The sequence below is a fragment of the Streptomyces sp. NPDC020489 genome (genome assembly GCF_044386545.1).
Lineage (GTDB): Bacteria > Actinomycetota > Actinomycetes > Streptomycetales > Streptomycetaceae > Streptomyces.
In genome coordinates this window covers 329,708-355,738 of the sequence record NZ_JBIRUZ010000009.1, presented here as the reverse complement: position 1 = coordinate 355,738, position 26,031 = coordinate 329,708, and the positions used below count along the sequence as shown (strand labels likewise).

Annotated in this window: 21 protein-coding genes and 2 tRNA genes; 6 read left to right on the top strand and 17 right to left on the bottom strand. The window is 71.1% G+C overall.

Annotation, left to right across the window (positions count from 1 at the left end):
- Nucleotides 1-48: 48 nt before the first annotated feature.
- From ACH41F_RS25645 to pgsA, 4 genes are all read right to left on the bottom strand, one after another.
- A complete protein-coding gene (locus tag ACH41F_RS25645; protein ID WP_391240767.1) occupies nt 49-591 on the bottom strand; it encodes a hypothetical protein in 543 nt (180 codons plus the stop codon).
- A gap of 305 nt (nt 592-896) precedes the next feature.
- A complete protein-coding gene (locus ACH41F_RS25640) occupies nt 897-2,072 on the bottom strand; it encodes a glycosyltransferase (RefSeq protein WP_391240764.1) in 1,176 nt (391 codons plus the stop codon).
- Nucleotides 2,069-2,977 carry a phosphatidylinositol mannoside acyltransferase gene (locus ACH41F_RS25635; protein WP_398837681.1) on the bottom strand — a complete coding sequence of 303 codons (909 nt, stop codon included), beginning with the start codon at nt 2,975-2,977 and terminating at the stop codon, nt 2,069-2,071. Before ACH41F_RS25635 ends, ACH41F_RS25640 begins: the two co-directional genes overlap by 4 nt.
- A complete protein-coding gene (gene pgsA, locus ACH41F_RS25630) occupies nt 2,974-3,687 on the bottom strand; it encodes a phosphatidylinositol phosphate synthase (RefSeq protein ID WP_391241098.1) in 714 nt (237 codons plus the stop codon). The genes ACH41F_RS25635 and pgsA overlap by 4 nt, the downstream gene beginning before the upstream one ends.
- Nucleotides 3,688-3,903: 216 nt before the next feature.
- Between pgsA and ACH41F_RS25625 the strand changes: the two genes are divergently transcribed.
- A complete protein-coding gene (locus ACH41F_RS25625; protein WP_398837680.1) occupies nt 3,904-6,099 on the top strand; it encodes an elongation factor G-like protein EF-G2 in 2,196 nt (731 codons plus the stop codon).
- A 344-nt stretch (nt 6,100-6,443) separates the two neighbouring features.
- Entirely contained in the window at nt 6,444-8,099 is a 1,656-nt protein-coding gene (locus tag ACH41F_RS25620; protein ID WP_391240755.1) for a hypothetical protein, read from the top strand.
- 57 nt (nt 8,100-8,156) lie between these two features.
- Here the strand turns inward: ACH41F_RS25620 and ACH41F_RS25615 are convergent, their stop codons facing one another.
- Nucleotides 8,157-8,714 carry an HIT domain-containing protein gene (locus ACH41F_RS25615; RefSeq protein ID WP_391240753.1) on the bottom strand — a complete coding sequence of 186 codons (558 nt, stop codon included), beginning with the start codon at nt 8,712-8,714 and terminating at the stop codon, nt 8,157-8,159.
- Nucleotides 8,715-8,781: 67 nt separating this feature from the next.
- Here ACH41F_RS25615 and ACH41F_RS25610 point away from each other — a divergent pair, with 67 nt between their 5' ends.
- Complete coding sequence (locus ACH41F_RS25610) at nt 8,782-9,438, top strand: potassium channel family protein (RefSeq protein ID WP_398837678.1); 657 nt, start codon at nt 8,782-8,784, stop codon at nt 9,436-9,438.
- A 30-nt stretch (nt 9,439-9,468) separates the two neighbouring features.
- Here the strand turns inward: ACH41F_RS25610 and thrS are convergent, their stop codons facing one another.
- The 3 genes from thrS to ACH41F_RS25595 form a co-directional block, all read right to left on the bottom strand.
- Nucleotides 9,469-11,445 (bottom strand): threonine--tRNA ligase, encoded by a 1,977-nt coding sequence (thrS, locus tag ACH41F_RS25605; protein WP_391240748.1) that lies wholly within the window; start codon nt 11,443-11,445, stop codon nt 9,469-9,471.
- A 381-nt stretch (nt 11,446-11,826) separates the two neighbouring features.
- Entirely contained in the window at nt 11,827-13,074 is a 1,248-nt protein-coding gene (locus ACH41F_RS25600) for a hypothetical protein (RefSeq protein ID WP_398837677.1), read from the bottom strand.
- A complete protein-coding gene (locus tag ACH41F_RS25595) occupies nt 13,071-13,637 on the bottom strand; it encodes a DUF4365 domain-containing protein (protein ID WP_391240742.1) in 567 nt (188 codons plus the stop codon). The genes ACH41F_RS25600 and ACH41F_RS25595 overlap by 4 nt, the downstream gene beginning before the upstream one ends.
- A gap of 168 nt (nt 13,638-13,805) precedes the next feature.
- Between ACH41F_RS25595 and ACH41F_RS25590 the strand changes: the two genes are divergently transcribed.
- The gene (locus ACH41F_RS25590; protein WP_391240739.1) at nt 13,806-14,534 is read left to right on the top strand and encodes an exonuclease domain-containing protein; all 729 of its coding nucleotides are present in this window, start codon (nt 13,806-13,808) and stop codon (nt 14,532-14,534) included.
- Nucleotides 14,535-14,624: 90 nt separating this feature from the next.
- On the opposite strand, the gene ACH41F_RS25585 is transcribed toward ACH41F_RS25590, so the two are convergent.
- Both ACH41F_RS25585 and ACH41F_RS25580 read right to left on the bottom strand, forming a co-directional pair.
- Nucleotides 14,625-14,696: transfer RNA gene (locus tag ACH41F_RS25585), tRNA-Val, on the bottom strand.
- A 39-nt stretch (nt 14,697-14,735) separates the two neighbouring features.
- A complete protein-coding gene (locus tag ACH41F_RS25580) occupies nt 14,736-15,182 on the bottom strand; it encodes an SRPBCC family protein (RefSeq protein WP_391240736.1) in 447 nt (148 codons plus the stop codon).
- Between the two features lie 86 nt (nt 15,183-15,268).
- On the opposite strand from ACH41F_RS25580, the gene ACH41F_RS25575 reads away from it, so the two are divergent.
- A complete protein-coding gene (locus ACH41F_RS25575) occupies nt 15,269-17,602 on the top strand; it encodes an SCO7613 C-terminal domain-containing membrane protein (protein ID WP_398837674.1) in 2,334 nt (777 codons plus the stop codon).
- Nucleotides 17,603-17,668: 66 nt separating this feature from the next.
- Here ACH41F_RS25575 and ACH41F_RS25570 read toward each other — a convergent pair whose 3' ends face one another.
- The 7 genes from ACH41F_RS25570 to ACH41F_RS25540 all read right to left on the bottom strand — a co-directional run bounded on the left by ACH41F_RS25570 (nt 17,669) and on the right by ACH41F_RS25540 (nt 25,233).
- A complete protein-coding gene (locus ACH41F_RS25570) occupies nt 17,669-20,407 on the bottom strand; it encodes a Tat pathway signal sequence domain protein (protein ID WP_398837673.1) in 2,739 nt (912 codons plus the stop codon).
- Nucleotides 20,408-20,506: 99 nt separating this feature from the next.
- Entirely contained in the window at nt 20,507-21,100 is a 594-nt protein-coding gene (locus ACH41F_RS25565) for a hypothetical protein (RefSeq protein ID WP_391240728.1), read from the bottom strand.
- A 10-nt stretch (nt 21,101-21,110) separates the two neighbouring features.
- Nucleotides 21,111-21,986: an ABC transporter permease subunit gene (locus ACH41F_RS25560; RefSeq protein ID WP_391240725.1), complete on the bottom strand. Its 876-nt coding sequence runs from the start codon at nt 21,984-21,986 to the stop codon at nt 21,111-21,113.
- Nucleotides 21,983-22,939 (bottom strand): carbohydrate ABC transporter permease, encoded by a 957-nt coding sequence (locus ACH41F_RS25555; RefSeq protein WP_398837671.1) that lies wholly within the window; start codon nt 22,937-22,939, stop codon nt 21,983-21,985. Before ACH41F_RS25555 ends, ACH41F_RS25560 begins: the two co-directional genes overlap by 4 nt.
- Before the next feature lie 14 nt (nt 22,940-22,953).
- Nucleotides 22,954-24,240, bottom strand: a complete 1,287-nt coding sequence (locus ACH41F_RS25550; protein ID WP_398837669.1) for an ABC transporter substrate-binding protein — start codon at nt 24,238-24,240, stop codon at nt 22,954-22,956.
- A 408-nt stretch (nt 24,241-24,648) separates the two neighbouring features.
- A tRNA-Val gene (locus tag ACH41F_RS25545) sits at nt 24,649-24,720 on the bottom strand.
- 60 nt (nt 24,721-24,780) lie between these two features.
- Nucleotides 24,781-25,233, bottom strand: a complete 453-nt coding sequence (locus tag ACH41F_RS25540) for a TIGR02611 family protein (RefSeq protein ID WP_391240716.1) — start codon at nt 25,231-25,233, stop codon at nt 24,781-24,783.
- Nucleotides 25,234-25,424: 191 nt separating this feature from the next.
- On the opposite strand from ACH41F_RS25540, the gene ACH41F_RS25535 reads away from it, so the two are divergent.
- Nucleotides 25,425-25,838: an SsgA family sporulation/cell division regulator gene (locus tag ACH41F_RS25535; protein ID WP_004002642.1), complete on the top strand. Its 414-nt coding sequence runs from the start codon at nt 25,425-25,427 to the stop codon at nt 25,836-25,838.
- Nucleotides 25,839-26,031: the final 193 nt, after the last annotated feature.

Here is a 26,031-nt window from a genome sequence, read left to right as displayed (position 1 = left end):
CAGCAAGGGCCAATGGGGAGGCGGTGGATCGTTTTTCGAGTGGGGCGGTCACCCGGCGCGGTCCACCAGGGCCACCGGAGGCTCGTCGTCCATTTCGAAGGCGAGCGGGAACGGGGCGTGTCCGGCCAGTCGGAACCAGCGGACCTTGCGGTGCCGGCGCAGGGCGCGGGCGGCCCGTACGGAGTCGTTGTGGAAGCGCCGGGCCATCGGCACGCGGCGCACCGCCTCGGTCAGCTCGCGGACGGCCGCCTCTCCCCCGGGCGCCTCCCGCACCGCCTCCACCTGCGGCATCTCCGCGAAGACGGCGCGCAGAGCCTGGCTCAGCTCGCTCTCGGCGACCTCCCGCTGCTCCTCCTCGGCCTGCCGCGCGGCGTGCGCCGCCTCGTAGAGCACGATCGACGCGGCCGGGTCCAGGACGCCCGAGGTCGCCAGCTCCTGGGTCACCGAGGCCCGGCGCAGCAGCTGTGCGTCCAGCGCGGCGCGGGAGGCGTCGATGCGGGCGTGCAGCCGGTCCAGTCGCCCTGCGGTCCAGCTCAAGTAGAGGCCGATCGCGATCAGGGCGACGAGGATCCAGATGAGGGTTGAGGTCACGGTCGCAAAGGGTACCGAGCGGCGCGACCGGGGCGGCCGTGGGGCGTACGGGGCGTGGGCGTGCCCCACGGGACCGGCTGCGGCGAGGGCGTCCCCACACCGTGCTCCGGCGGCTCCTCACGGCCTCGGCCACCGGAGAACCGCCCGGCGGACTGCGACGAAGGCGTCCCCACACCGCGCTCCGGCGCCTCTTCACGGCCTCGGCCACCGGAGAACCGCCCGGCGGACTGCGACGAAGGCGTCCCCACACCGTGCTCCGGCGGCTCTTCACGGCCTCGGCCACCGGGGAACCGCCCGCCCCGCCCTCAGTCCCGCGCCAGTCCCAACCGCGCGCGCAGTCCCGTTCCCGGTGTCCGGTCGTCGTCGGCCGCGGCCACCGCCGCCGCTCCCGCGGTCACCGTCTCGTAGACCGACAGGATGTCCGCGCCGACCGTCGACCAGTCGAAGCGGCGTACGTGCGCGCTTCCGCGCTCCCGCAGTTCCGCGCGCCGCTCCGGGTCGCCCAGCAGCCGCAGCGCCGCGTCGGCCAGCGCGTCGGCGTCCTCGTTGGCGAACAGTTCGCCCGCCGCGCCCTGGTCGAGCACCTGGGTGAAGGCGTCGAGGTCCGAGGCGAGGACCGGGGCGCCCGCCGACATGGCCTCGACCAGGATGATGCCGAAGCTCTCGCCGCCGGTGTTGGGGGCGACGTACACGTCGACGCTGCGCAGGAAGCGCGCCTTGTCCTCGTCGCTGACCATGCCGAGGAACTCCACGCGCGGGCGCAGTTCCGCGGGCAGGCTCTCCACCGCCTCCTTCTCGTCGCCGCGCCCGGCCACCAGGAGCCGGGTCTGCGGACGCTCGGCGAGGATCTTCGGCAGGGCCTTCATCAGGACCGGCAGGCCCTTGCGGGGCTCGTCGATGCGGCCGACGAAGCCGAGGGTGTCGCCCTGCCACTCGGGCCTGGGCTCGGCCCTGGCGAAGAAGTCGACGTCGACACCGTTGGGGATGACGACCGCGTCGCCGCCGAGGTGTTCCACCAGCGTGCGCCGGGCGTACTCGCTCACCGCGATCCGCGCGCTGATCTTCTCCAGGGCGGCCTGGAGGATCGAGTACGCGGCGATCATCGCCTTGGAGCGCGGGTTCGAGGTGTGGAAGGTCGCCACCAGGGGCCCCTGCGCCGCCCAGCAGGCCAGCAGGCCGAGGGAGGGCGAGGACGGCTCGTGGATGTGGACGACGTCGAACTCGCCGTCGTGCAGCCAGCGGCGCACACGCGCGGCGCTGAGGAAACCGAAGTTCAGCCGGGCCACCGAGCCGTTGTACGGCACCGGCACCGCGCGGCCCGCCGAGACGACGTACGGCGGCAGCGGGGTGTCGTCGTCGGCCGGGGCCAGCACGGAGACGTCGTGGCCGAGGCGGATGAAGTACTCGGCGAGGTCGCGGATGTGGAACTGGACGCCGCCCGGCACGTCCCAGGAGTACGGGCAGACGATGCCGATCCTCACGAGGGCCCCTTGCCGGGGTCGAGATCCTTGAGCCACAACCGCTGGAGCATGTGCCAGTCCTCCGGATGGTCGGCGATCCCCGTGGCGAAGGCATCGGCCAGCGCCTGTGCCATGACAGACGTCTTCTCGGCGCGGGTACCTGTCTCGGGTACCTCGACCGGGGGATGCACCCTGCCCTGCATGACGGGCGAGTCGTCGTACCAGAGCGTCACCGGCAGCAGCAGTGCGCCGGTCTGCTGGGCGAGCAGCGCCGGGCCCGCGGGGATGCGGGTGGCCTCGCCGAAGAACTGGACCTCGACACCGGAGGACGACAGATCGCGCTCGGCGACCAGACAGACCAGGCCGCCGTCGCGCAGCCGCCGGGCCAGGGTGCCGAAGGCGGAGCCGCCGCTGTGCGGCAGGACCTCCATGCCGAGCCCCTCGCGGTAGGCGACGAACCGGTCGTACAGGGTCTCCGGCTTGAGGCGCTCGGCGACCGTGGTGAACGGCGTCTCCAGCGCGGTGGTGACCCAGGCGCCGGCGAGGTCCCAGTTGGCCATGTGCGGCAGCGCCAGGATGACGCCCTTGCCGGCGGCGAGGCCGTCGGTCAGATGGTGCAGGTCCTTGCCGGCGAAGCTCCCCCTGATGCGCTCCTTGCTCCAGGCGGGCAGCCGGAAGGACTCCATCCAGTAGCGCAGGTACGAGCGCATGCCCGCGCGGGACAGCTCGGCGAGGCGCTCGGGGCTCGCGTCGGGCACCACGCGCGCGTAGTTGCTCTCCAGGCGCAGCACGCCCTTGCCGCGCTGCTTCCAGGCGAGGTCCGCGATGGTCCGCCCGAGACGCACCGCGACCGGCTCGGGGAGCTTCTTCACCGCTCCCCAGCCCAGGCCGTACAGGGCGTCGGTGAGCCGCTCCTGAGCCGTCACGTCGTCCTCTCCTGCGCGGCCGCCGCCTCCGCCTCCGCGGACTCCCGGCGGACCGTGACGACGCGCTGGATGAGCGTGACCAGGCTGCCCACGGCGACGATCCACAGAGCGATCGGCAGCAGATACTGGATGCCCGGCACGCCGAACGCGTGCAGGCCCGCGAGTCCGGCGGCGACCAGGGAGATCACCAGGCGCTCGGCCCGCTCGACGAGCCCGTTGACGGCGACCGGCAGACCGATCGACTCGCCCCGGGCCTTGGTGTACGACACCACCTGGCCGCTCGCCAGGCAGAAGATCGAGACGGCGCACAGGACCAGGTCGTCGCCGCCACCGGCGTACCAGAGGATGAAGCCGCCGAAGACCGCGCTGTCGGCGACCCGGTCGAGCGTGGAGTCCAGGAAGGCGCCCCAGCGGCTGGAGCGCCCGAGCTGGCGGGCCATGTTGCCGTCGACCAGGTCGGAGAAGACGAACAGCGTGATCACGACCGTGCCCCAGAAGAACTCGCCCATGGGGTAGAAGACCAACGCGCCCGCGACCACTCCGGCGGTACCGAGGAGCGTGACCGTGTCGGGGCTGACGCCCCTTCTGATCAGAAATGAGGCGAACGGGGTGAGGACACGCGTGAAGAATGCACGCGCGTACTTGTTCAGCATGGCCTTCCCGAGGGTCGGTGTGGCCGCGCGGCCCCTGCTGGCCACCGGCTGGCCCATCGTAGCCACGCGCGCGCGTGTGCGAACGCCGGGCACTCGCGCCCCATGTCACGGGCCCGTGGCATACGGGTAACGGCGCGATCGCGTCCGTCGTATGGACGCACCGTGACGGGAGTGGAAAGCTCGAAGAACCGCGGGCGTCACCGGAGCCGCCCTCGCACGCGGCCCCGCCTGCCCGCGCCCACAGTGACCTCACCGTGCACGGGAGGCAAGGCCATGGGCGACAAGGCGAACGCACATCCCGGAGCCGCCGGCAGGGCAACGGCGGCCGACCATCCCGCGTCCGTACGGAATGTGGTGCTGGTCGGCCACTCCGGATCGGGCAAGACGACGTTGGTGGAGGCCCTCGCGCTCACCGCGGGGGCGGTGAACCGGGCGGGCCGCGTGGAGGACGGCGGCACCGTCTCCGACTACGACGAGATCGAGCACCGGCAGAACCGCTCGGTGCAGCTCTCCCTGGTGCCGGTCGAGTGGGACGGCATCAAGATCAATCTTCTCGACACCCCCGGATACGCCGATTTCGTCGGCGAACTCAGGGCCGGTCTGCGCGCCGCGGACGCGGCCCTCTTCGTCGTCTCGGCCTCCGACGGCGTGGACGGCTCGACCCGCATGGTGTGGGAGGAGTGCGCGGCGGTCGGCATGCCGCGCGCGATCGTGATCACGCATCTGGAGGCCGCGCGGGCGGACTTCGAGGAGATGACCCGGATCTGCGCGGAGGCGTTCGGCGCGGACGACCCCGATGCCGTGCTCCCGCTGTACCTGCCGCTGCGCGGCCCGCAGGGTCCGGACGGGCACGCGCCCGTGACCGGTCTGACGGGACTGCTGTCGCAGAAGCTGTTCGACTACTCCTCCGGCGAGCGCAAGGAGTCCGAGCCCGGCGAGGACCAGCTGCCGGAGATCGAGCAGGCCCGCAACCGGCTGATCGAGGGGATCATCTCCGAGAGCGAGGACGAGACCCTCATGGACCGCTACCTCGGCGGCGAACAGGTCGACGTCACGACGCTGATCGAGGATCTGGAGCGGGCCGTGGCTCGCGGGGTGTTCCACCCGGTCCTGGCCGCCGCCCCCGCGGCCGAGGGCGCCTCACAGGGCCTCGGCACCGTGGAACTGCTGGAGCTGATCACGCGGGGCTTCCCGACCCCGTTCGAACACCCCACACCGGGTGTCACCACCATCGACGGCAAGCCGCGCGAGATCAAGGCCTGCGACACCGACGGCCCGCTGGTCGCGGAGGTCGTGAAGACGTCCTCCGACCCGTACGTGGGCCGGGTCTCCCTCGTCCGCATCTTCTCCGGCACCCTGCGCCCCGACGAGACGGTCCACGTCTCCGGGCACGGTCTGTCCGACCGCGGGCACGAGGACCACGACGTCGACGAGCGGGTCGGGGCGCTGTCCACCCCCTTCGGCAAGCAGCAGCGGCCGGTGCCGTACGCCATCGCCGGCGACCTGGTGTGCGTGGCCAGGCTGAGCCGGGCGGAGACCGGCGACACCCTCTCGGCCAAGGACGACCCGCTCCTGATGGAGCCTTGGGAGATGCCCGACCCGCTGCTGCCGCTCGCCATCCAGGCGCACAGCAAGGCGGACGAGGACAAGCTCTCGCAGGGCCTCGCCCGGCTGGTCGCCGAGGACCCGACCATGCGGCTGGAACAGAACCAGGACACCCACCAGGTCGTCCTGTGGTGCCTGGGCGAGGCACACGCCGACGTGGCGCTGGAGCGCCTGCGCAGCCGCTACGGCGTCCAGGTCGACGTCATCCCGCACAAGGTGCCCCTCAGGGAGACGTTCGCCGAGAAGGCGGCCGGGCGCGGGCGGCACGTGAAGCAGTCCGGCGGGCACGGGCAGTACGCCATCTGCGAGATCGAGGTGGAGCCGTTGCCGGGTGGCTCGGGCATCGAGTTCGTGGACAAGGTCGTCGGCGGCGCGGTCCCCCGGCAGTTCATCCCGTCGGTGGAGAAGGGTGTACGGGCCCAGGCCGCCAAGGGGGTCGCGGCCGGTTACGCGCTCATCGACGTACGGATCACGCTCCTCGACGGCAAGGCGCACTCGGTGGACTCCTCCGACGCCGCGTTCCAGACGGCCGGCGCGCTGGCGCTGCGGGAGGCGGCGGCCGACGCGAGGATCCATCTGCTGGAGCCGGTGGCCGAGGTGAGCGTCCTGGTCGGCGACGACTACGTGGGCGCCGTGATGAGCGACCTGTCGGGGCGGCGCGGCCGGGTGCTCGGCACCGAGCAGATCAGCGGCAACCGCACCCTCGTCCGGGCCGAGGTGCCGGAGATCGAGATCGGTCGGTACGCCGTCGACCTGCGCTCCCTGTCGCACGGCACGGCACGCTTCCACCGTTCCTACGCCCGGCACGAACCGATGCCGGCGCAGATCGCCGAAAGGATCCGTGAACAGGCGCGCGCCTCCTAGGAATTGGCGCGACAGCACGTCAAGTGGCGTGTGCGGGACGCTCCCCCGCAGGTCGGCGGCGCGAGTGCGGCGCGGAAGCGCGCCGGTGCCGGGACGTCGAACGCGCGGGCCCGAGAGGGCCGAGCACGGTCGACCTCCCGGCGCCGGCCGACCGCTCCCCGGGGGCGAACGAGCCTGTAAGCAGGCGCCTTCGGCCGTCCGACGACGGATGTCAGTGGTGGCGGATACCCTGAGAACAGTGATCACGTCGGGCCCGGATCGCGGGACGGCCTGATCAACAGGTGTGCGGGGCAAGGAAGTCGGGAAGGCCGCAGGAGCGACAGTGGCGGCGATCGGGGGCGGGAATGACCGTTGACAGCGGTTACGCGGACATCTTCGGTCCGCAGGTGCCGCGCACGGGCGACGAGAGTCAGACGGCGACGTTCGCGCTGGCCTCGGCGGCCTATCGGGACAACAGGGTCGAGGACATCCTCAAGGCCAACAGCGAGTGGCACGAGACGGTCGTCAGGCCCGGCAAGATGAAGCTGTTCGAGCCCCGGCTCGGCGAGGCCTTCTCGCGGGCCGTGGTCGACCGCATGATCGGGCCCGGCCGCAAGCCCCTGATCCAGTCCTTCGGCACCGAGCCGCAGGTGGTCGTCGACCACTGTCTGGCCGCCAACAACATCCGCAAGGACCGTGACCGGCTGCTGAGCGTGGTCATGGTGGTCTGCGGTCTGCTGGCCCTGCCCGGACTGATCGTCTGGCTCCTGGTCTTCCAGATCCGCAGGACCATCGCCAAGGGCGAGAACAAACAGGCGGGCGCGTTCGCCACCGCCCTGCTCGTCGCCATGGGCGCCCTCGCCGTGATCTTCCTGCTCCGTACGCCCTTCACGGGATTCTGGGCCTGGTACGCGCGCGGAGCGGTCATCGCCCCGGTGGTCGGCTGGTTCTGGGCCAAGCAGATCTGCGAGCGCACCGCGCGTGACCTGCGCGGCCGCTGGGACAGCCTGCTGGCCGGCAGCAGCGTCGGCGCCAAGGTCCCCGAGGCGGTCCCCAGCAGCCCGGGCGAGACCGCCGCCGAGCAACTGCGCCAGTCCCTGGCCAAGCTGAGCGCCGAGCAGCAGTCCAACTCGGTCTTCTACGCGGGCCCCAAGGGCATACTCGGCATGGGCACGCGGTGGGGCAGCTGGCAGCTGGCCGAGGACCTGGTGCCGGCCAACCCCGACCGGGAGATCCACCCCTTCCGCAGCTGGGACGTCATCCGCTCCATCCACGACCAGCTGCGGATGCTGGAGCGGAACACCATCAACACCGGAGGCTTCCCCAAGGCCTCGGTACGGCACTGGATCGTCACGCCGGTCGCCGAGGGCGCCAAGGCGGTGTCCCGGCCGGAGGGCACGGACGTCGAGGCGTACCAGATCAAGTCGCACGCGATACAGGACATCTGCAACAAGCAGCAGTTCGGCAGCGGCGACCGCCACTACCTGGGCGTGCAGTGGGTCCTGTGGGACGGCCAGCTGGTCCTCACGATGCTGGTCACCGTGACCGTGCTGCACCAGACGCTGCGCATCGAGGTCACCGGCCACGCCCTCGGCCCGGTGAACCCGCTGTTCATGAACAAGCCGGAGGCGCCCACGAAGGAGGTCGCCAAGTCGTTCAAGCCGTGGGAGACCCGCAAGGTCAAGCTCCCGCTGGTGGACAGCGACGAGGTGGTCCGGATCGCCGTGCGCGCCCCGATCTCCTGGTACCCGCCCCTGCTGAACTGGCTCGGCGGGGGGATAGTCCTGCCCGAGCCGTTCGGCCTGCGGCACGTGTGGGCGGACAAGCCGTGGCGGCACCGCTTCATGGCCGACGACGCGATGCGCGCCGCGGCACCGGTGCTGCGGGTCGTGCACGCGGCGGCGATCCGGGTCCTGGCGGAGAACGGCGTGGACACGGAGAAGTTCGGCTCCCGGTCGGCGTTCCTGAGCACCGCGGTGCAGGACCCCGCGCCGAGGAAGGCCGACCTGTACGACGCGTGAACCGTGTGGGGGCCGGGGCGCGCCCCGGCCCCCTCACCTGAACGGGGGCGCGCCTGCCTACGCGGGCCAGGCCTCCGCCAGCATCTTGCGGGTGTCGGCCAGCAGTTGCGGCAGCACCCGCGTGTGACCGACGACCGGCATGAAGTTCGTGTCGCCGCCCCAGCGCGGGACGATGTGCTGGTGCAGATGGGCGGCGATGCCGGCGCCCGCCACCGAGCCCTGGTTCATGCCGATGTTGAAGCCGTGGGCACCGGACGCCGTGCGCAGCGCGGTCATCGCCTGCTTGGTCAGGGCGGCGAGCTCGACGGTCTCCGGCTCGGTGAGGTCGGTGTAGTCGGCGACATGGCGGTAGGGGACCACCATCAGGTGTCCGCCGTTGTACGGGTACAGATTGAGCACCGCGTACACCTGCTCGCCGCGCCGGACGACCAGACCGTCCTCGTCGGACTTGGCCGGGATCGAGCAGAAGGGGCATCCGTCGTCGGCGCCTGGGCCGGTCGGCTTGTTCTCGCCCTGGATGTAGGCCATCCGGTGGGGCGTCCACAGACGCTGGAACGCGTCCTGGGTCCCCACTCCCCACTGCTGCTCCGGCTCACTCGTCATGCCATGCAGCATATGGCGTCGCCCATTCGCGGCGTGTCGCCGGGGTTGCGGCGCGACCCCCCGGGGTCAAGCTGGATCGGTGGACGACGACAGCCCCAGGGCCCGCTGGGAACGGCGCACCGAGCTCCCCCTCGCCGTGGCGTCCCTGGCGTTCCTCGCCGCGTACGCGATCAGCGTCCTGGCCCGGGATCTGCCCGGGTTCTGGCAGGGCGTGTGCCTGGCGGTGACGCTGGCCGCGTGGGCGCTGTTCGCGGTCGACTACGCGGTGCGCTGGCGGCTGGACGGACAGCGGCTGCGCTTCGTGCGCACCCACTGGCTGGACACCCTGGTGCTGGTGCTCCCCCTGTTGCGGCCGCTGCGGATGGTCAGGGTGTACGAGGCCGTGCAGCGCCGGCACGGGCGGCCGCGGCTCGCGCTGCACGCGCGCGTGATGCTCTACGCCGGTCTGTCGACCGTCCTGCTCGGCTTCGCCGGCGCGCTCGCGGTCTACCAGCAGGAGCAGGGGGCGCCGGACGCGACCGTGCGGACCTTCGGGGACTCCGTGTGGTGGACCTGCGCGACCCTCGCCACCGTCGGCTACGGCGATGTCGCGCCCGTCACCCCGGTCGGACGGCTGATCGCCGTCGGGATCATGGCCGTCGGGCTGGCCCTGCTCGGCGCGGTGACCGGGACCTTCGCCTCGTGGCTGTTGCAGGTGTTCGCGCGGGAGGACGACGACAGGCCCCCGGAAGGCTGAACCTCCCGGGGGCCTGGGCGCAGTACGGGATCAGACCTGCGTCCGCTCCTCGACGACCTTGGCGATCTTCGCGAGGGCCTCGTCGAACGGGATGCCGTTCTCCTGCGAACCGTCGCGGTAGCGGAAGGAGACCGAGCCCGCGGCCATGTCCTCGTCGCCCGCGATGACCATGAAGGGCACCTTCTGCTTCTGGGCGTTGCGGATCTTCTTCTGCATGCGGTCGGACGAGGAGTCGACCTCGACGCGCAGGCCCTGCTTCTTGGCCGCCGCCGCGAACTTCTCCAGGTACTCGACGTGCGCGTCACCGATCGGGATGCCGAGCGCCTGGACCGGGGCCAGCCACGCCGGGAAGGCACCCGCGTAGTGCTCCAGGAGGACCGCGAAGAACCGCTCGATGGAACCGAACAATGCGCGGTGGATCATGACCGGGCGCTGCTTGGAGCCGTCGGGACCGGTGTACTCCAGGTCGAAGCGCTCCGGCAGGTTGAAGTCGAGCTGGATCGTCGACATCTGCCAGGTGCGGCCGATGGCGTCCTTGGTCTGGACGGAGATCTTCGGGCCGTAGAAGGCGGCGCCGCCCGGGTCCGGGACCAGCGGAAGGCCCTGCTTCTCGGCGACCTGGCGGAGCGTCTCGGTCGCCTCCTCCCAGACCTCGTCGGTGCCGACGAACTTCTCCGGGTCCTTGGTGGACAGCTCCAGGTAGAAGTCGGTCAGACCGTAGTCCCGCAGCAGGCCGAGGACGAAGGTGAGCGTCTTGTCGAGCTCCTCCGACATCTGCTCACGGGTGCAGTAGATGTGCGCGTCGTCCTGCGTGAAGCCGCGCGCGCGGGTGAGGCCGTGCACGACGCCGGACTTCTCATACCGGTACACGGTCCCGAACTCGAACAGGCGCAGCGGCAGTTCGCGGTAGGAGCGGCCGCGCGCGTCGAAGATCAGGTTGTGCATCGGGCAGTTCATGGGCTTGAGGTAGTAGTCCACGCCCTCGTCGAGCTGCATGGGCGGGTACATGCCGTCGGCGTACCAGTCCAGGTGTCCGGACTGCTCGAAGAGCTTCCCCTTCGTCGCGTGCGGGGTGTAGACGAACTCGTAGCCCTCCTCCTCGTGACGGCGGCGCGAGTAGTCCTCCATCACGCGGCGGATGATGCCGCCCTTGGGGTGGAAGACCGCGAGGCCGGAGCCGATCTGCTCGGGGATGGAGAACAGGTCGAGCTCGGAGCCCAGCTTGCGGTGGTCGCGCTTCTCGGCCTCGGCGAGGAAGTCGAGGTGCGCCTTCAGCTCGTCCTTGGTCGGCCAGGCGGTGCCGTAGATGCGCTGGAGCATCGGGTTCTTCTCGCTGCCGCGCCAGTAGGCGGCCGCGTTGCGCATCAGCTTGAACGCCGGGATGTTCCGGGTGGTGGGCAGGTGCGGACCGCGGCAGAGGTCCTTCCAGCACAGGTCGCCGGTCTTGGCGTCGAGGTTGTCGTAGATCGTCAGCTCGCCGGCGCCGACCTCGACGTCCGCGCCGTCGTCGGAGGAGGCCGAGCCCTTGAGGCCGATCAGTTCGAGCTTGTACGGCTCCGAGGCCAGCTCCTCACGGGCGGCCTCGTCGGTGACCACACGGCGGGAGAACCGCTGCCCCCGCTTCTGGATCTCCTGCATCTTCTTCTCGATGGCCTTGAGGTCCTCGGGCGTGAACGGCTTCTCGACGTCGAAGTCGTAGTAGAAGCCGTCCTTGACCGGCGGGCCGATGCCCAGCTTGGCCTCGGGGAAGAGCTCCTGGACCGCCTGGGCCATGACGTGCGCGGTGGAGTGCCGCAGGATGTCGAGGCCGTCCTTCGAGGAGATCTCGACACCCTCGATCTCGTCGCCCTCGGCGACGACGTACGCCAGGTCCTTCAGCTCGCCCGCCACGCGCGCGGCGATGATCGAGCGCTCGCCGGCGAAGAGCTCGGCGGCCGTGGTGCCCGTCGTCACCGTGCGCTCTTCCCGCTCGGAATCGCGTTGGATGATCACACGGACGTCTGACACCGGTCTCTCCTGACTGAAGGTGGATGCGGGCGCCGTACCGTGAGCGCGCGCAAGAGGCGATCGTACCGACCCGGGCCCCACCTCCGCGAAATCGGTCCGACCCGAGCCCTCTCCACGGCCTCCGCGCTTCCCCGCCCAGGCCGTCCCCAGAGGGCTTCTCAGACCCCGCCGGGGGTCCTCACCGCGAGCCTCCGCACTCCCGGCCGGGATCCGCCGCAGACCCCCTCAGATCCCCGCCGGGCCCCTCACCCCGGGCCTCCGCACTCCCCGCCGGGCCCCTCCCCGCATGCCTCCTCAGACTCCGTCAGGGTCCTCACCGCGGGCCTTCGCACCTCCCGCCGCAACCCTCCCCACAGGCCCCCTCAGACCCCGCCGGGGTCCTCACCCCGGGCCTCCGCACTCCCCGCCGGGCCCCTCCCCGCACGCCTCCTCGAAGAAGTCCAGGTTCTCCTGGAGGGACTTCATCAGCCGGTCCCGCTCGGCCTCGTCGACCTGGACGGGTGCGACGCCGGACGCGCCGGTGAGCCTGCGGAAGCCGCCCCGGCTCTCCAGTCGCCCGTGCACGCGCACCGGCAGTCCGACGAGGTGTGCGTGGCCGGCGATGCGGTACGCCTCCTCGTCCAGGGTGAGCCGGACGTGCGGCACCTCGGCGCCGGCGATCACCCGCAGCCGTACGCTGCCGTCCCCGCGCGGCCCCGCCCTGCGCATCCGCACCACGGCCCCGGTGATCCGCACCGGCACGGACGGCTCCTCGCGCAGATAGCGGGCCCCCGCCTCGCGCAGCACGGGCAGGTCGCCCGGCGAGAACTCCACCGCCTCGACCCCGGCCGCGCAGTCGGCGGGCACCCCGGCGGCGGGCGCCCACTCCACGGCGACGCGCGCGCCCTCCGTGCCGCGTACGAGGGCGATCAGCGCCTCGGTGAGCTCCCGGCTGACGCCTGCCTCGACGGCACCGTCGAAGGCGTCCATGCCGCCGGTGGCCCGCTGGTAGTCGATGGCCTCGCGGGCGGCGTACAGCGCCTGGTGGAGACGTACGGCGAGGGGGCGGCCGGTGCCGACGGGCACGAAGGCGGTCAGGCCGCCGCCGACGGCCGCGCCGACGAGCACGCTGTCGATCAGGGCGGCGGCGGCACGGCGGTGCCGGGCTCCGTGGTACCCGGCACGCGCGCGGGTGGCGAGCGCGCCGGCGAGGAGCATCTGGCGGGCGGCGGCACGCAGCTGCTCCTCCACCGCCCAGGGCGCGCTCCCGCCGGGGCCGGTCGGCGCGTCCCGCCACCAGCGGATCTCGTCGCTGGGGACGGCGAGGCCGACCAGCACCTCGCGGGCCCAGGGGGTGCCGCTGCGGGCGAGGGCGGTGAGCGCCTCGCCGAGCAGGTCGTCGCTGTCGGGGAAGGCACGGCTCTCGGGCACGAGCAGGCTGGTGCCACCGTTGCCGGAGCCGGGCGGTGTCCAGCGGCCGTAGCGTCCGGGGGCGCCGCCGCGGCGCTGCCAGCCGTGCCGGTGCAGCAGGGCGCCGAGGACCGCGGGGTCGACCTCGCCGGGCTCGGGGGTGCGGTCCCAGGCGGCGGCCGGTTCCACGGGGTGGGGGCGCCCGGGCCGCAGCACCTCGTCCAGGGGCCGGTGGGTCATGGTCTGCCTCCCGTACCGACCCGCGTCATGATCTCGCACAGCGCCCGGTCGTCGAAGATGCGCGAGGTCGGTACCCGCACGGTGGTCCGGGTCCGGCCGGTGATCGGGTGGCCGGCCAGGTTGACCCAGTAGCAGCAGTGCCTGAGGTCGAGCCGGTCGTGGCTGGCGCGCAGCCAGTCGTCCTGGGATCTCGGCACGAGCATGACCACGAGGATCTTGTGCACCGAGACCGGGGTGCGGGCGAGCTTGCGCAGGTGGTCGTTGTCGAGCGTGAAGGAGAAGAACCGGCCCGGCGGGTTCGGCGGGACCTGGTAGGTGCATTTGAGCTGCACCTTGATGGTGACCTCGTCGTCGACCGTGTGCCCGGGTGAGCCGTGGCTGACGTGCCAGTCGATGCCGTTGTCCGGGAAGGGCTGCGACAGCGAGCAGCCGGCCGCCGCCGCGACGGCGTGCAGATAGCCCACCTGCAAGGTCTCCATGCAGGCGGTGGTGGCGAGTGTGCCGCGAAGGGTGCTCGTGCGTTCGGGCAGCAGCCCGCCCCGCTCGGGCTGCGCTATCGCCATGACCAACAGCCTTCCGCTTTCGGTGAGTTCGCACCGCGGGTCGCTGAACTGCGAGGACCCGTATTCCTGTTGTGTCCTTCCGGCGTACGGCGCAAACAGCCCGGGTATCACCAAACAGGCAGAAGACGGTGCGTCAGCTGCCGTGGGTGAACGAGGGGTTGTGGAGCTATGACGTGCTGGTACGAAGGGCCCCTGGCCGCCTTCGACACGGAGACCACGGGTGTCGACGTCGAGACCGACCGGATCGTGTCGGCCGCAGTCGTCGTCCAGGACGCCCCCGGGACCCGGCCGCGGGTGAGCCGGTGGCTGGTGAACCCGGGGGTGCCGGTGCCGGAGGCGGCGACGGCGGTGCACGGGCTGACGGAGGATCATCTCCAGCGCAACGGCCGCTGGCCCGCGCCGGTGATGTACGAGATAGCGGAGCATCTGGCCGAGCAGGCCGCCGCGGGCCGCCCGCTGGTGGTCATGAACGCGCCGTTCGACCTGACCATCCTGGACCGGGAGTTGCGCCGCCATCGCGCCTCGTCCCTGGACCGCTGGTTCGAGTCCGCACCCCTGCTGGTGCTGGACCCGAGGGTCCTGGACAAGCATCTGGACCGCTACCGCAAGGGTCGGCGCACGCTGACGGACCTGTGCGCGCACTACGAGGTCGCGCTGGACGGCGCGCATGACGCGGGCGCGGACGCGTTGGCCGCGCTGGACGTCGTACGGGCCGTGGGGCGTCGTTTCGCGGCGCGGCTGGAGCGGCTGAGCCCGGGTGAGCTGCACACGCTCCAGGCGGTGTGGCACGCGGCGCAGGCGCGTGGGTTGCAGGCATGGTTCGCGCGCAGTGGCACCCCGGAGGCGGTGGACCCGGCGTGGCCGCTGCGCCCGGAGCTGCCGGCCGCGGCCGCGTGAGCGGGCCGGAACACGAAGAAGCCGGTCCGCGTGAGCGGGGCTCGAACACAAAAAAGCCGGTCCGCGTGACGCGGACCGGCTTTCTCCCGGTGGGCGATACTGGGTTCGAACCAGTGACCTCTTCGGTGTGAACGAAGCGCTCTCCCACTGAGCTAATCGCCCGGGAACGCACTGAACAATACAGGTCTCCGCGCCGTTCCTTCAAACCGCTTCCAAGTAGGCGGCCAGCCCTCGCCGTCCGGCCCGCATCATGAGCCGGTGGTTGGCCCGGAACACCGGCCGCCCCGGCACCGCGAGCCGTCGCAGCAGCGGCTTGTTCACGTCGACGACCTGCTCGTAGTCCGCGAGGCAGCCGGTCCCGTGGGCCGTGATCGTCCAGCGCGCCCACCCCTCCAGGTCGCCGGTCATGGCGATCTCCAGCACCCCGGCCGCCGGGTCGCGGATCGCCTCGCGCGCGGTGAAGGTGAGGTCGTAGGGCAGGGTGGCCCGGATCCTGATGACACCGGTGGTGTCGTCCAGGCGGTTGACCTCGCGGACCTGGGGCCACCAGCGGGGGTAGTCCTCGGCCTGCGCCAGGGCGCCGTAGACGGCCGAGGGCGACGCGCCCAGGGTCCACTGGGTGCGGAAGCGGTAGTGGGTCCAGTCCATGCACAGAGTGTGCCCGTGGGGAGATGAGTACGTTCTGAGTACGCGCACTCATGCCCTACGACGTGACCCGGACCACACTCCATGGCATGACGCACATCCCGCCCCCGTCGGAGGAGCTGCGGCTCCTCGATGCCGAGCTCTGGCAACTCGACCGCCGCCGCGCCCAGTTGCTGGCCCGCCGGGCCTGGCTGGTGGCCGCGCTGCACCCCCGGCCGACCGCGCCGGCCCCCGCGACCGGGCCCCGGCCGGAGACCAGCGCGCCCGGCGTGCAGAACCTTCTCCTGCTGCTCGGCGGTGTCCTGCTGACCATCGCCGCGATGGTGTTCACGCTGGTCAGCTGGGGTCACCTGGGGATCGCCGGCCGCGGTCTGGTGCTCGGCGCGGTCACCGTGGCCGCGCTCGCCGCGCCGCTGTTCCTGGTGCGGCGCGGGCTGCGGTCGACGGCCGAGTCGGTGGCCGGCCTGGGGCTGGCCCTTACGGTGCTCGACGCGTACGCGCTGCACCAGGCGGGGTTCCCCTCGACGGGTGGCGCGGGATACACGGCGGTCGCGTCGGCTCTGCTGGCGGGGCTCTGGACGGCGTACGGCACGCTGCCGCGGGCGTCCGAGCTGCGGCTGCCCTTCCCCGCGGCACTGGCCGCCGCCCAACTCCCGCTGCTGTGCTGGGCGGTCGCCTCCTCCGCGGACGTCCACGGGCTCACGGCCGCCGTGCTGGTGACGGCCGGGTTCGACGCCGCCGTGGCCCTGCGGGTGACCCTCGGTCCGGTCCGCGTCCTCGCCGCTGTCGGCGCGTACGGCCTGGGCGCGCTGGGCTCGTCGGCGGCCGGCTGGCTGTCCTGGACGGCCTCCGGTCCGAGCGCCGCCGCCCGTGCGGCGGCGCTCGTCCTCCTCGCCGCGGCGATCGCCCTGGCCGCGTCCTGGCGGGGCGGCCTCGGCACGGCCCACGCCACCGGTCTCGCCCTGGCCTCCGGCCTGCTCATGGTGATCGCGCTGGGCGGCACGGCCCACCCGGCGGTACCGGCCGCCTGGAAGGTCCCGGTCCATCTCGCCCTCGGCATCGGCCTCTTGGCGGCCGTACGGATCGGGTGGTTGCCGGAGGCAGTGCGCGGCGGGCTGCTGCGGGCCTCCGCCGCCGTCCAGGGGCTCGCGGTGCTGTGGGCGCTGCCCGTCGTGGCGATCACGCTGCTGGGGCCGGTCGCCTGGACCTGGCAGGCATGGTCCGGGGCGCCGTCGGACGCCCGAGCCGCGGTGACGGTGGACGCGCCCTGGCCGCCGGACATGGCGGCGGCGCCGCTGGCCCTGGTGGCCGTCGCGGCCGTCCTCGCCCTGCTGGTCAAGGACACCGCCGGGCGCCCGCTGGCCCTGTCCGGCGCGACGGCGCTCGCCTGGGCCGCGGTGCTGACACTGCCGGCGGTGCTCGAACTCCCCTACATCACGGGCCTGTTGGTCCTGGGTGCCTTGACGGCGGTCGCCCTCGCGTCCCCGTACGGTCAGCCCACCGTGACGATCCTCGCCCTGGTCACCTCCGCCGACCTCGCCTTCACCTCCCTGGCCTCCCGGACGGCGACCCTGACCGCGCTGTTCGCCCTGACGGCGTTCTTCGCGGCCGTCTCCTGGCGGTTCACCCGGGTCACGGCCCCGGCGGCCCTGTCGTACGCCACCGCACTGGCCTGCGCGACGGGTGCCGCCGCGGGCTGGCCGCCGCAGCACACCGCCCTGCTGGTGCTGGTGGTCCCGGTGGCCGCGGCCCTGATCGCGCCGCGTGTGAACGAGCGGGTTCCCCTCGAAGTGGCCGGAGCCGCGGCCGGGTTGCTCGCCATCGGGCTCGCCGCGACCGACCTGCCGACGCTCGCGCTGGTGCTGGCCCTGTGCGGGGTGATCACCGCGGGCACCGCGCTCCGCCCGGACCGCCGCACCGTGGCGTCCGCGTCCGCCGTGCTGTTCGTGCTGGCCACCTGGGTCCGCCTGGCAGCCTGGGAGGTGACGATCCCCGAGGCCTACACGGTCCCGGTGACCGTCCCGGCGCTGGTCATCGGCTTCCTGCGGCTGCGGCGCGAGCCGCGGACCTCGTCCTGGACGGCGTACGGCCCCGGCCTCGCCGCGACGCTCCTGCCGAGCCTCGCCGCGGCCTGGAGCGACCCGCACTGGACCCGCCCGCTCCTGCTGGGCCTGGCCGCGCTCTCGCTCACCCTCCTGGGCGCCGGGTACAGCCTCCAGGCACCGCTCGTCCTCGGCGGCTCGGTCCTGGTCCTGGACGCCCTGCACGAACTCGCCCCGTACCTGGTCCAGGTGACCGACGCACTCCCCCGCTGGGTCCTCCCCGCCCTCGCCGGCCTGCTCCTGCTCGCTCTGGGGGCGACGTACGAACAGCGGATCAGGGACGTGCGCAGGATGCGGAACGTCCTGGGCAAGATGAGCTGAACCCACAGGGGCGGGGGGAACTGCGCGACCAGCCACAACGGTCCGCAGTTCCCCCGACTTCCCGCCCTACGACGGCATCTTGTCGCCCAGCAGGGCCAGGTTCTCGATGGCGGCGAGGCCGTACAACGCGGTGTCGTTGGTCGCCACCCAGGCCGCCTCCCTCCCCGGGACCAGGGTCATCGGCCCGCTCAGCTCCTCCGTCTTCCAGGGCGCGGACTCCTTGTAGCCGTCGGAGTTGTAGAACTTCTCCCACGCCCGCTTGGCCAGCTTCTCGTCCCCGGTCTGCACGGCCGCGTACGCGTCGAGCCGCGAGTGGCCCTGGAACAGCAGCAGTGACCCGAAGTTGGAGCCGTAGCGCGCCGCCTGCTCGGCCTTGGTGGCGTTGAAGTAGCGGCAGTAGTCGAAGTACGCCTCGTTGAACTTCGGCATGTCGACGAGGTCGATGAGCTCGGCGCACAGCTCGTTGAGACCGAAGACCGCGGAGAGGTGCGAGACGCCGACCACCGGTGTCGTGGCGACGGCGAACCTGCCCGTGTCGAGGTCGTACAGAGCGGTCCCCTGGACGAAGCCGTTGGGCTGCGCGGCGATCGTCTCCATGGTCGACAGCACGCGCGCCTTGGCCTTCTCCCACTTCGGGCCCTTGCGCTCCCACTCCGTCAGCCACGCCGAGACCAGCCCGCTCCAGTCCGTGCCGAAGCCGATCGACAGCGCGTGGCGGTCGGGGGTGTACGGCTCGGTGCGGATCTTGCGCAGCGGGTCCAGGGCGAGGAAGGTCTCGTCGGAGTCGACGTTGGCGTGCATGAGGTCGCCGACCCGCTCGTCCGCGGTGAGGAAGTAGTAGTAGCGGCGGTACGTGGTGTTGGCGATGCGCTGCTGCTTGGCGCTGTCTGCGTAGTGCTGCACGCCGTGCCGGGTGCCGAGTCCGGCCCACTTGCCGAGGTGGTAGACGTCGACCTCGCCGGTGTGCCGGGTCATGGCCTCGGCGAAGCGGAAGATGTCCGCGCGGCCGGAGCGCAGGTACGCGAACCAGAGCCAGAGGTCCGGCGAGAGCTCGGAGTTGTCCCAGGCGTAGCCGCCGATGTCGTACCGCCACTGGTGCCTGACGGTGTCATAGGTGTGCATGATGTCGCCGTAGTCCCAGAAGCCGTACCAACGGCGCTGCTCCACCTGGTCCTTGTAGTAGGTGAAGAGGAAGTCGAGGTGGTCCTCGATCTTCGCCTTGGCCGGGGTGGAGCGGTCGGGCTCGGAGTACAGGCCCGGTCCGAAGACCTTCGCCTTGATGAGCTGCCTGGGCGGCGCGGCGAGCTGCGGCAGCACCCGTACGGCCTCGACCTGTTCGGCGAGCTTCGCCGGGGCCGGGGTCGTCTCGTTGGCCCAGAACAACAGCTCCGACGTGCGCGCGATGCCGTACGGGGTGCCGAACTCGGGCTCGTAGTCCTCGTAGGTGATGTTGAGGCCTTCGAGCTGCTCGGCGAAGGTGTCCTGGCCCATGCCGTCGTGGTAGAAGCGCAGGTCCATGGGTTGCGCCTCGGGCGACCAGAGCCAGAGGGTGACCTCGGCCTCGTCGGTGTGGGCGTCGCGGATGTCGAGCTGGGCGGGGAACTTCTCCCAGAAGTCCCTGAGGCCGAAGGAGAGTCCGCCGCTGACGCCACCGACGTAACCGAAGCCGGACGCGCGCCTGCCGCCGCCGGCGCCGATCCAGCCATGGCCCTTCTTGGTGCGCTTGCGCAGGGTGAAGCCGTCGGCGGAGAGCTGGGAGAGGGTGTAGTCGCCCCACTCGGGGATGTACTGGAGCCGGGTGGTGACCCGCTGGTCCCAGGTGGCGGGGTCGGGCAGCTTCTTCCCCTCGTACTGGGCGGCCTGCACGGCGGCGCCCGGGTCGCGGCGCAGTCCGGTGATGCCCTTGACCGCCTCGCGGAGCAGGCCGGTGCCCTCGCCGCCGATGCGGATGTGGCGGTCGTAGGACGCGTCACGCATCGGGACGGTGAAGCGGACCCCGATGCCGCGGATGAAGTCGCCGCTCGCCTTACCGGGCTCCTGGGTGCCGTCGAAGGTGATGGTGTGCACCATGCGGAAGGAGTCGGCGCCCGCGTAGAAGTACAGCCGGATGGAGAAGGGCAGCCAACTGCGGTTGCCCTTGCGGTGCTTGCCGTCGATGCGCACGACCGCGCGGACCGGGCCGTCCTGCTCGACGGTGACGCCGGAGATGGCTCCGTCGAAGCGCTCGGTCTTCACCGCGCCCTGGTCCTCGTCCTCGATCTCGGGCTGGCGGATCAGGACGAGCTTGCCGTTCTTGGCGATCTCGGTGGAGCCGCGGGTGACCGACTTGATGAGCGTGGCACCGGACTTGCCGATCTTCGCGGTGATGACACCGGTGGAGACGGTGACGGTGCCACCGCTCTTGTCGACGGTGACCTTCTTCTCCGGTACGGCGGCCTCACCGGCGGCGAGGGTGAGCTTGCCGTTGCCCGAACTGACCGCGTGGGCGGTCCACTTGAGGGAGCCGTCCGGCCAGTAGGCGATCGGCCAGGACTGCACGGGCACGGCCTTGCCGTCGGCGTCCGTGATCGCGAAGGTCTGGTCCTGCTGGTGGACGCCCTTCGGCCAGGGCACGCCGAGCGTGGAGCCGGGTGCGGCACCCAGCCCGCCGTCCTCCAGCCAGTCCAGGGTCACGGGACTGTCGTCGGCCTCGGCGGCTCTCGGCGCGGCCTGCGCGTCCCTGGTCCCTAGCGCCCAGCTGAACTGCGCGGCGGCACCGGCGACGGCGGCCGCCTTGAGGAGGGACCTGCGGGGGATGGGAGACATGCTCGTTCCTTCCGTGCGGGATGCGAACAGCTGGTCAGGGGCATGACAGGGAGAGGTGCGACGCTCGGGGCGCCGACCTGGGCCGGGAACCACCGCCGGTCAGCGGTGCCGGTAGCGCTCCTCCACGGCGACGGCCGCCGCCGCGACGGCACCGAGGACGGGAACCGCCAGCGGCGCGACGACGAGGGCGGACAGGGCCACGACGCCCAGCCCGCCGACGAGGAGAAAGGACCCGGCGGGGTCGAGCACGGTCCGCCGCCCGGCGCCCGCGAGCAGCGCCCGCCAGGATGCGCCCGGCGCCCAGACGGCCGCCGCCCGCAGCAGGGCCACCACCAGCACGATCAGCGCGAAGAGGCCCACGGCCCCGACGAACGGCCCGCCGGGGACCCCGGCCCGCGCGGCCAGGACGTCCACCCACACCGCGGCGGCCACCGCCCAGCCGGCGAGCCCGACGACCCACCCTCGGCGCACGGCCGTACGGAAGTCCTCGACGAACTCCCCGAGGCCGCCGCCCTCGTGGCCGATGCGCCGGCGAAGGTGCCGGGCGCCGGCGGCGAAGGCCGCGGGGTAGGTGACGATCCCGAGCGAGGCCACGGCGATCCACACCCCGGTGAGCAGACACTCGGCGAACACCGCGAACCGCTCGCCCCCGAGGAAGGACGGCCTGCGGGCCTTCACACGCGCCTGTGCCATGGGAACCGCCTCACTTCAGTCCGGACGTCGCCATGCCGTCGATGAGATACCGCTGGAAGGCCATGAAGAAGGCGATGACCGGAACCAGTGCCACCAACGACATCGCGATCATGCTGCCGTAGTTGGAGATGCCCTCCTGGTCGCGGAACATCATCAGACCGAGCGAGACGGTGTACTTGTCCGGGGTGTTGAGGTAGATCAACGGCCCCATGAAGTCGTTCCAGGCGTTGATGAAGGTGAAGATGGCGCTGGTGATGAGCGCGGGACGGGTCAGCGGCAGCACGATGGACCAGTAGGTCCGCAGGTGCCCGCAGCCGTCGAGCTTGGCGGCCTCGTCCAGCTCCTTGGGCAGTCCGCGCATGAACTGCACCATGAGGAAGACGAAGAACGCCTCCGTGGCCAGGAACTTGCCCGCGACCAGCGGCACCAGGGTGTCGGTGAGCTCCAGCTTGCGGAACATCACGTACTGCGGGATGAGCAGCACGTGGTACGGCAGCAGCAGCGTGCCGATCATCAGCGTGAACATCAGGTTCCGCCCGGCGAACCTGATCTTGGCGAAGGCGTACGCGGTCAGCGAGCTGGACAGCACGACCCCGGCCACGGCGAGGCCCGCGTACAGCAGGGAGTTCGTGAAGAAGGTGCCGATGGAGATGCCGGAGATACCGTCGGCGAGTCCGGAGAAGTTCTCCCAGACCGGCTTGGTGGGCAGCAGGTCGATGCTGGCGATGATGTCCTTGCTCGGCTTGAAGGAGGCACCGAGCACCCAGATCACGGGGTAGAGGACGACCGCGAGGACGGCGAGCGCCCCCACGTGCCAGGCGATCGACCCGAAGCGCCGCCGCTCGCTCGGCGCGTGGACGGCCGGACTGCTGGTGGCACTGGTCACTTGGCGGCCTCCTCGTAGTGCACCCACTTCTTCTGCGACCAGAACAGGACCGCCGTGACCAGCGCCACCGCGACCACCAGCGTCCAGGCCATCGCGGAGGCGAAGCCCATCTGGGCCTCCTTGAAGCCCTTCTGGTAGAGGTAACAGGTGTAGACGAGGGTGGCGTCGGCGGGCCCGCACTGGGTGTTGGAGACGACGTACGCGGAGCCGAACACCTGGAACGCGTGGATCGACTCCAGCAGCACGTTGAAGAACAGCACCGGGGAGATCATCGGCAGCGTGATGTTCCAGAACCGCCTGAGGGGACCCGCCCCGTCCATCTCCGCGGCCTCGTACAGCTCCCGCGGGACCTGCTTGAGGCCGGCCAGGAAGATGACCATCGGCGCGCCGAACTGCCAGATGCTCAGCGCCACCAGGGAGTACAGGACGTAGTCCGGGTTGCCGATCCAGCCGCCCACGTCCGCACCGAAGAGCTTCTGCCCACGGTCCACGATCGCGTCGTCCGAGAACAGCGCCCGCCACACGAAGCCGACGGAGACGCTGGCACCGATGAGCGAGGGCATGTAGAACGCGGCCCGGTACAGCCCCTCCCCGCTCCGCTTCTGCGCGAGCAACAGCGCGACACCGAGCGCGAGCAGCAGCTTCAGCGGGGTGGCCACGACGACGTACTTGAGCGTGACCTCCACCGACTTCTGCCAGCGCGGGTCCTGGAACATCGTCGTGAAGTTGTCCAGCCCCACCCACTCGGGCGGCGTGAACAGGTTGTACCGGGTGAACGCGTAGTACAGCGACGCGATCATCGGCCCCGCCGTGAGCACCAGGAACCCGGCGATCCACGGCGACATGAAGAGATAGCCGGCGATGTTCTCGCGGCGCCGTCCGTGCCGCCCGGCGGCAGGAGCGGCGGACCGCTTCTTCACCGGGCGCGCGGGCGCTTCCTTGACGAGCGTCATGGTGGTACGTCCCCTCAGCCCGCGAACGCGGCCTTGGCCTCGCTGAACAGCGCCTTGGCGGCGTCGGCCGGCTTGGTCTTGCCCTGGGAGACCTCGCCCCCGATCCGCAGGAACGCCGCCTCGATGACGTCGGCGCCCGACGGGTGCGGGGTGATCTTCCCGAGCACGCCGGCCTTGGCGACCTCCTCCTCGTACGCCTTGACGCCCTTGTTGTTGGCGTCGGTGGGCACGAAGGCGTCGTACTGCTCGGTGGTGGCGAGGATGCCGCGGTCATAGCCCATGATCTTGCCGACCTCGGGGTCGTGGACCATGAAGCTGATGAACTGGGCGACCTCCTTGGGGTGCTTGGTGCCGGAGAAGGCGCTGAGCATCAGCGAACCGAGGTACTGGCCGGTCTGCTTGCCGTCGGTGGTGGGGATCGGCGCGAGCCCGTAGTCCGACTCGCCCTCGCCCTCGTAGCGGATGGAGAAGTTGTCCCAGGTGAACTCGGACGCGGCGAGCCCGGCCGACAGACCCGACTTGGGCTGGACCTGCTCGATCTTCTTCGGGTCGGCGACCAGCCCGGACTTCACGCGCTTGTACCCGTCCGTCCACCACTGCGTCAGATCGTCCTCGGTGAAACCGAGATCGGAGTCGGTGAAGAACGCCTTGCCGTTCTGACGGAGGTACAGGTCGTACAGGTACATGATGGTGTGATAGCCGGTGTCACCGGCGATCTTCAGCTTGTCCTGGATCGTCTGGAGCGCGTCGAAGTACTCGTCCCAGGTCCAGCCCATCTTCGCCTCGACGCCCGCCTTCTTGAAGGCCTTCACGTCGATGACGAGCGCCATGGTGTTGGCGCCGACCGGGATGCCGAGCTGCTTGCCGTCGACCTGACCGTTCGCCAGAACGCCGTTGCGGAAGTTCTCCAGGCTCAGATTCCCGGAGTCCGCCTGCGCCTTGAGGTCCAGCAGAACTCCGCGCTTGTCGTACTTGCGCAGGAACCCGACCGCATTCTGGAAAACGTCCGGCGGATTTCCGCCCGAGGCCTGGGTCTGGAACTTCTCCCAGAACGCGGCGTAATCGGTGAATTCGGGCTTTATCTTGATCTTCGGGTGCTTCTTCTCGAAGACCGCGATCGCCTTCTTCATCGCGATGGTGCGCGGCTCTCCACCCCACCACGCGTAACGGAGTGTCACCGTCCCGTCCCCGGAACCGCTGTCGCCGCCGCACGCGGTGGTCGCACCCAGCCCGAGCGTGGCGGCCGAGGCCCCGGCCACCTTCAGGATCGTTCGCCTCTCAACATTCCTGCTGGTTCCCATGTCTGGGCCGCCTCCCCGCAGCGTCCTTGCCGCCTGCATGAATCGTTTCAAGTAAGCGCTTGCTGGCACAAGCTACGAGGGGCCTCGGGGTGCGTCAATGATTCGGACAGGATTTTCTTGCGGCACCGCCGGGCGAGTTGACGGCGCGTCGACGACGAGAGGTCGCGGCGACCGGGTGAAGTCGCAGGTGAGAAGCGGTGATTCGGCGGGCCGAACGCGAACCGGCCAGTCCGGCTCGGATGTTGTCCGGCCGAAACTCGCCGGAGGTGCGAGGCCGGGAACACCGGCGGACGCGAGGGCCGGGAACGCCGGGAACGCCGGAGGTACGAGACCGGGACGCCGGCGGACGCGAGGGCCGGGAACGACGTCGGCCCGTCTGCGCTCTCGCAGACGGGCCGACGTTCCGGGTGGGCGATACTGGGTTCGAACCAGTGACCTCTTCGGTGTGAACGAAGCGCTCTCCCACTGAGCTAATCGCCCGGACGCAGGAAGAACATTACCCCATGTCAGGGGGTGCCTGAGCACCCCCGCAACGGCACGTCACTGGTCCTTGACGCGCCACGGCATCTCGAAGCCGAACTTGTACACGTACACCGCGACGAGCGCGGCCACGATCACCAGACCCAGCGAGGTCAGGATGATGTTGCGCCGGCGCACCTTCGGATCCAGCGCCCGCTGGGCCGCCTCGGTCACCTTGCGCTTGGTCCAGCGCAGCACCAGCTGGGCCCAGACGAACTCGGTCGCCCAGATCGCCATGCCGCCGAAGATCACGACCCAGCCGGGTCCCGGCAGCGGAAGCATGATGATGCCCAGGACCACCACCGCGAGCCCGATGACGAAGATGCCGACCTGCCAGCTCAGGTGCAGCACCCGGCGCGCCTTGATGAACTCCGGCGCCTTCGAGCCGAGCCCCTGCTCGCTCCCGGCCCCGTCGGTCCCCGTCTCGTTCGATGCCACGGCCACCTCGGCCCGCTCGTCACTCCCCGTATTCATACGGCCCAACTTTACCCGAGGGAAACCAGTCACCGGAATGGTCGTACCTCTCGAACGGGGTCTCGGCCGGAAGAGTTACGTAAAGGCACGCAAAACACTCAGAGGGGTTTACAACGGCACCGTAGGTGGCATGTCGATTTCGCCGACGTGCGAATCCCCGAGCGCACACTGAGCGAAAGGCCCTGGCGCTTATGAACACCACGGTCAGCTGCGAGCTGCACCTGCGCCTCGTTGTGTCGAGCGAGTCCTCCCTGCCTGTCCCCGCAGGCCTGCGGTACGACACGGCCGACCCCTACGCCGTGCACGCCACCTTCCACACCGGAGCCGAGGAGACCGTCGAGTGGGTGTTCGCCCGCGACCTGCTCGCGGAGGGCCTCCATCGGCCCACCGGCACCGGCGACGTCCGAGTCTGGCCGTCGCGCAGCCACGGTCAGGGCGTCGTGTGCATCGCCCTGAGCTCCCCGGAGGGCGAAGCACTGCTCGAGGCCCCGGCCCGGGCCCTGGAGTCCTTCCTGAAGCGAACCGACGCGGCCGTGCCTCCCGGCACGGAGCACCGCCACTTCGACCTCGATCAGGAGCTCTCGCACATCCTGGCGGAGAGCTAGGGCGCGAGGCCCCACCAAGCCGCCCGGCGCCGTCGACTCGGGGTGACGGCTCGGGCCAACACAACCGCATACAGGTACGCCCACCGGCGTGGGGGCGCGGGGGGGGGCGGGGGGGGGGCCCGGGGGGGGGGCCCGGGGGCGCGCCCCGCCCCGGGGCCCCGGCCGCGCGGGGCCCCCCCGGGGCCGGCCACAC